Here is a 5,877-nt window from a genome sequence, read left to right on the forward strand (position 1 = left end):
TCCCCACCACGAACGGAGGCGCCGGTGACCGCAACGGCCACCACCAGCCGGAGTGTCCTGCGGCAGGCGATTTCCGGGCAGCGACGGCAGGTCACGCTCGCGTCCGTGCTCGCGGCCGGGCACCAGGGCGGTGAAGCGCTCGTCCCGGTGATCATCGGCGTGGTGATCGATCAGGCGGTCGACGGCGGCTCGGTGGGCACGCTCGTGTTCTGGCTCGCCGTGCTCGGCGTGATCTTCGCGGGACTGTCCTACAGCTACCGGTTCGCCGCGCGCGCCGCGGAAGGCGCGTCGCTGCGGGCGGCACACGACCTCCGCATCGCGATCAGCCGGCGGGTCCTCCATCCCGGCGGCGGCGCCGACAAGGGCAAGCTCGCGGGTGAACTGGTCAACATCGGCACCAGCGACGCGCAGCGCGTCGGGGTGGTGAACGCGGCGCTGCCGTTCGGGATCGCCGCGCTCGCCGGGGTCCTGGTCAGCGCCGTCGCCCTCCTGCGCATCTCGCTCCCGCTGGGGCTCCTCGTGCTTCTGGGCACGCCCCCGCTCCTGTACCTCGCGCATCTGATCGGCAAGCCGCTGGAGCGCCGCTGCGAAGCCGAACAGGAACGGTCCGCGCACGCCTCGGGCGTCGCCACGGACCTGGTGTCCGGCCTACGGGTACTCAAGGGCATCGGCGCCGAACCCGCCGCGGTCGCCCGCTATCGCGACACGAGCCAGGACTCGCTCAAGGCGACCTTGCGCGCCGCGCGGGCAAAGGCCTGGCACGACGGCGCGGTACTCGCGCTGACCGGCGTCTTCATCGCGATCGTCGCCCTCGTCGGCGGAAATCTCGCGTCGTCGGGCTCGATCAGCGTCGGCGACCTCATCGCCGCGGTGGGGCTGGCCCAGTTCCTGCTCACCCCGTTCCTGATCTTCTCGTGGGTCAACGGCGAACTGGCGCAGGGCCGCGCGTCGGCGTCCCGGGTTGCCGACCTGCTGACCACGCCGGTGACGGTCGAACCGGGTGACGGCGAACTCCCGTCGCCCGCCGTCGGGAACGTCCGGCTCACCGAGGTCTCGTACGGCAGCCTCCGCGACCTCGACCTCGACATCCCCGCCGGGCAGCTGATCGGCGTCGTCGCCGCGGATCCGGCCGCCGCGACGGATCTGCTCGACTGCCTCGGCCGCGCGGGAGATCCGGCCGAGGGCAAGGTCCACGTCGACGGCGTCGATCTGTCCACTGTGGACCCCGAACGGGTACGGGAGGTCGTCCTGGTCGCCGCGCACGACGCGGACCTGTTCGAAGGGTCGCTGGCGGAAAACGTCCACGCGGACGGCCGTTCCGCCGACGAGGCGCTGGCCGCGTCGGCCGCGGACGAGGTCGCGGCGGCCCTGCCGGACGGCACCGCGACCGCGATCACCGAACGCGGACGTTCCCTCTCCGGCGGGCAGCGGCAGCGTGTCGCGCTCGCCCGCGCGCTCGCCGCGGACGCGCCGGTGCTCGTCGTCCACGACCCGACGACGGCGGTCGACACGGTGACCGAGGCGAAGATCGCCACCGGGCTCGCCCGGCTACGAAGAGGACGGACCACGATCCTGGTGACCACGAGCCCCGCCCTGCTCGCCGTGGCGGACCGCGTCGTCGTCCTCGACGGCGGCCGGATCACCGGCGAGGGCGGCCACGCCGAACTCGCCCGCGATCGAGCCGACTACCGCGCGGCGGTGCTGTCATGACCCGCGAACTCCTCCCGACCGCCGACGGCAAGCGGATCCGCGCGGTCCTCGGCGAACTGCTCCGCACCTCGAAGGCCCGAGCCGTCGGCGCGCTCGCGATGCTCGTCGGCGCGACCGCGATCGGGCTGCTCACCGCCCGGCTGCTCGGCCACATCGTCGACCTGGTCATCGAGAAACGGCCGGCGACCGAGCTGACCACGCCCGTGGTGGCACTGGTCCTGGTCGCCGTCGCTCAGGCCATCGCGACGGCGCTGGGCGTCTCGCTCACCGCCAAGCTCGGCGAAACACTGCTCGCGGAACTCCGCGAACGGTTCGTCGACCGGGCCCTGGGGCTCCCGCTGGAGCAGGTCGAACGCGCGGGCTCGGGCGACCTGACCGCCCGCGTCACCAACGACGTCACCGTGGTCGCGAGGGCGGTCCGCGAAGCCCTGCCCGAACTGGGCCGCTCGGTGCTGACGATCGTGCTGACCCTCGGCGCGCTCGCCGTTCTCGACTGGCGGTTCCTCCTGGCCGCGCTGCTCGCGACACCGATCCAGCTGCACACCGTGCGCTGGTACGTCCGCAACGCCGTGCCGTTGTACGCGAAGCAGCGGATCGCGACGGGTTCGCAGCAGCAGCAACTACTCGACACGATCGGCGGCGCGAAGACCGTCCGCGCGTTCCGGCTCGCCGACGCCCACGTGGAGCGCGTCCGGCAGCGGTCCGAGGGCGCGATGGACCTGATGCTGCGCGGTGTGCGGCTGATGACGAGGTTCTTCGCCCGGCTCAACCTCGCCGAGTTCGTCGGTCTCTCGGCCGTGCTCGCCGCCGGTTTCCTGTTGGTGGGCGCCGACGCCGTGACCGTCGGCGCGGCGACCGCAGCGGCGTTGTACTTCCACAGCCTCTTCGGTCCGATCAACAGCGCGCTGGCGCTGGTGGACGACGCGCAGGCGGCCGCCGCGAGCCTCGCCCGGCTGATCGGTGTCGCCGATCTGCCCGCGCCGCGCGAACCCGAACGGCCGGCGAAACCCGTCGACGCCTCGGTGAAGGCGGCGGGGATCTCCCATTCCTATGTGGACGGTCATCCGGTACTGCGGGACGTCGACCTCAGCATCTCCCCCGGCGAACGGGTCGCGCTGGTCGGCGCGAGCGGGGCGGGCAAGACGACGCTGGCCAAGCTGATCGCCGGGATCCACACCCCGGGTTCGGGGACGATCTCCGTCGGCGGGGTGCCGCTCGACGAGCTCGGGCCGTCCGCCACGCGGCTGGCGGTCGCGCTGATCAGCCAGGAGGTGCACGTCTTCGCCGGTTCGCTGGCGGACGACCTCCGCCTCGCTCGTCCCGGCGCGACCGAAGCGGAACTGTTGGCGGCACTGGAAAAGGTCGGCGCGCGCGGCTGGGCGGAGGCGCTGAGCGACGGGCTCGCGACCGTGGTCGGCGAGGGCGGGCATCAGCTGACCGTCACCCAGTCGCAGCAGCTGGCGCTGGCGAGGCTGGTGCTCGCCGATCCGCCGATCGCGATCCTCGACGAGGCGACCGCCGAGGCCGGGAGCGCGGGCGCGAAGACCCTCGAAGCCGCCGCGGCCGCCGCGCTGGAGGGCCGGACCGGTCTGGTCGTCGCGCACCGGCTGACCCAGGCGGCCGCGTCGGACCGCGTCGTCGTGCTCGACGCGGGCGTGATCGTGGAAAGCGGGACGCACGACGAACTCGTGGCCTCCGGCGGTCAATACGCAACGCTTTGGGCGGCCTGGTCGGACAACCGTTCACAGACGTGACCCGGGACGCACCGTCACCGGTTGCAATCGAGCGGTCGGCGTCTTAGGTTAGCCAAACCTGATCCTCGATTAATCCGGCATTCCGCCGGACAGCCGATCACGAAGGACGGACGATGGCCCGAATCCCCACCCTCTCCGCCGTGCGCGGGCGCCTGAAGACCGCCGGCCTGCTGGCGTCGACCCTGGTGCTGGCAGCCTCGCTCACCGCGTGCGGAGGAGGCGGCGAGTCGGCCACCCCGGCCGCGCAGAACTCCGCCGGCTCCGCGGTCGACGCGAACGCGTTCCCGACCACGATCGAGCACAAGTACGGCAGCACCACCATCACGCAGGAGCCCAAGCGCGTCGTCACGGTCGGCCTGACCGAGCAGGACGCGCTGCTGGCGCTCGGAGTGGTCCCGGTCGGTGTCACCGAGTGGCTCGGCAAGTTCCCCGGCACCATCGGCCCGTGGGCGACCGACAAGCTCGCCGGCGCCGCGCTGCCCGAGGTCCTCAAGGACGTGGACGGTCCGCAGTACGAGAAGATCGCCGCGCTGAAGCCGGATCTGATCATCGCGCTGTACTCCGGGCTCACCAAGGAGCAGTACGACAAGCTGAGCCAGATCGGTGTCCCGGTCGTCGCGCAGCCGAAGGAGTACAACGACTACGGCATCCCGTGGAACGAGGCGACCAAGAAGGTCGGCCAGGCCGTCGGCCGCTCCACCAAGGCGAACGAACTGGTCAAAGGTGTCGAGGACAAGTTCGCCCAGGCCCGCAAGGACCATCCGGAGTTCGCGGGCAAGTCGGCGCTGATGGCGTCGACCTACGAAGGCTACTTCGTCTACGGCAGCCAGGACGGGCGCTCGCATATCCTCGAATCGCTCGGTTTCAAGCTGCCCGCCGACCTCGACGCCGTCATCGGTGACAAGTTCGGCAAGAGCCTCAGCGCCGAGCGGACCGACCTGCTCGACCGCGACGCGCTCGTGTGGCTCATCGACACCCCGGCCAAGGCGCAGGAGATCCTCGGCAAGGACGCGCTCTACACCGGTCTGAAGGTGTCGAAGGAGAAGCGCGAGGTCTTCATCGAGAACGAAGGCACTTATGGCAGCGCGGTGTCCTTTGTGACCGTGCTGAGCCTGCCGTACGTGATCGACCGGATCGTCCCGCAGCTCGCCGCCGCGGTCGACGGTGACCCGACGACCGAGGTCAAGCCGGCCAACTGAGCCGGTTCCCGCCCGAGTACCTGAAGGCCCCCTTCCTTGCGCCTGGCGCGGTGAAGGGGGCCTTCACGTACTTCGAGGTGGTGCGCCTCTCAGTGCGGAAATCCCCAGGAGTTGTGCAGCGGAACGGTGATCTGCTTCAGCCAGGTCTTGGTGGTGAAGTCCCGTGCCTTGATGACCACCGAGAACGGCGAGACCTCCACCTGCAGCCCCTGGTTGAACGCGCCGCCGAGGGACACTTCCCCGCCCTTGCCGTCATCCGTCCAGCCGGTCTGCACGGCGGCGGTGTTGACGACGGTGAACCCTTCGAGATTGCCGGTACCCGGCACCACGCGGCGGACCACCCAGTCCGACAGGTTCAGATCCCAGTGCGTGTGCCCGGAAAAGAGGAACACGTCCCGGTGTCGGCCGAGGATCGAAAGCAGCCTGTCGGGCTGGAGGTAGTCGGACCGGTAGAGCTTGTTGTGCGTGCCGGAAACGGTGTTGGGTAACGGATGATGCGTCAGCACCATCACCGGGCTGCGCCGGGTCGACCAGTATCGGAGGCGTTGTTCGAGCCAGGTGAACTGGCGGTCGCTCATCCAGACCTCGTCCCACAGCTTGGGGTCGTGGTACTTCGCGTATCGCTCGGTGCCGAGGCAGAGCACCGGAACGCCGCCGAACGACGTCTCGTGGTAGACGGTGTTGCGACCCGCGAACCGGTAGAAGCTGCGGAAAAGGGAATCTTCGGTCGTCCCGTTGGGCCAGGTCTCCTGGGCGAGAGTGTCGGGATCCCGCCACTTCGGGACGTAGAACTCGTGGTTGCCGATGGCCCACGCGACCTCGCGCGAATGCGGATGCTTGTCGAAGGTCGAGCGAAGCTGGGCGTACTCGAAGTCGTAACCGCGCGGGGTGAGGTCGCCCGCGATGCCGAGCCCGGCGCTGCCTGGGTTGATCGCGTGCAGGTCGTCGAGCGCCTTGCCGAAATCGGTGAGGTCGCCTTGAATGTCGCTGAGGACGTTGAAGCGGACCACCGGCCCGTGCGGGCCCCACTTCCCTTGCGCCTCCGCCTGAGCTGGCAGCATCGCTACCCCTGCCGCCGCACCACCGGCGGTCACCATGAACGCTCTTCGATCCATAATCCGAACGCTACTCACGTTTTATGGCCGAATTCTGAACAACGCAAGTCCGTGAAGACCCCCTTGAGCGACAAGGAGGCCTTCACGGACCGAAGCGGC

The 5,877-nt window shown here is 70.0% G+C and carries 4 protein-coding genes; 3 read left to right on the forward strand and 1 reads right to left on the reverse strand.

Going from position 1 to position 5,877, the window contains the following annotated elements; all coding sequences use genetic code 11:
- Positions 1 to 24 precede the first annotated feature (24 nt).
- The 3 genes from ACFVM3_RS23570 (at position 25) to ACFVM3_RS23580 (ending at position 4,663) form a co-directional block, all read left to right on the forward strand.
- Positions 25 to 1,710 (forward strand): ABC transporter ATP-binding protein, encoded by a 1,686-nt coding sequence (locus ACFVM3_RS23570; RefSeq protein WP_378441750.1) that lies wholly within the window; start codon positions 25 to 27, stop codon positions 1,708 to 1,710.
- Entirely contained in the window at positions 1,707 to 3,464 is a 1,758-nt protein-coding gene (locus tag ACFVM3_RS23575; protein ID WP_378441752.1) for an ABC transporter ATP-binding protein, read from the forward strand. Before ACFVM3_RS23570 ends, ACFVM3_RS23575 begins: the two co-directional genes overlap by 4 nt.
- A gap of 113 nt (positions 3,465 to 3,577) precedes the next feature.
- On the forward strand, positions 3,578 to 4,663 hold the full coding sequence (locus tag ACFVM3_RS23580; protein WP_378441753.1) for an iron-siderophore ABC transporter substrate-binding protein: 1,086 nt from the start codon (positions 3,578 to 3,580) through the stop codon (positions 4,661 to 4,663).
- Positions 4,664 to 4,752: 89 nt separating this feature from the next.
- Here the strand turns inward: ACFVM3_RS23580 and ACFVM3_RS23585 are convergent, their stop codons facing one another.
- On the reverse strand, positions 4,753 to 5,778 hold the full coding sequence (locus tag ACFVM3_RS23585) for a metallophosphoesterase family protein (protein WP_378441755.1): 1,026 nt from the start codon (positions 5,776 to 5,778) through the stop codon (positions 4,753 to 4,755).
- Between the last annotated feature and the right edge of the window lie 99 nt (positions 5,779 to 5,877).

Source organism: Amycolatopsis sp. NPDC057786 (assembly GCF_042797905.1).
Lineage (GTDB): Bacteria > Actinomycetota > Actinomycetes > Mycobacteriales > Pseudonocardiaceae > Amycolatopsis.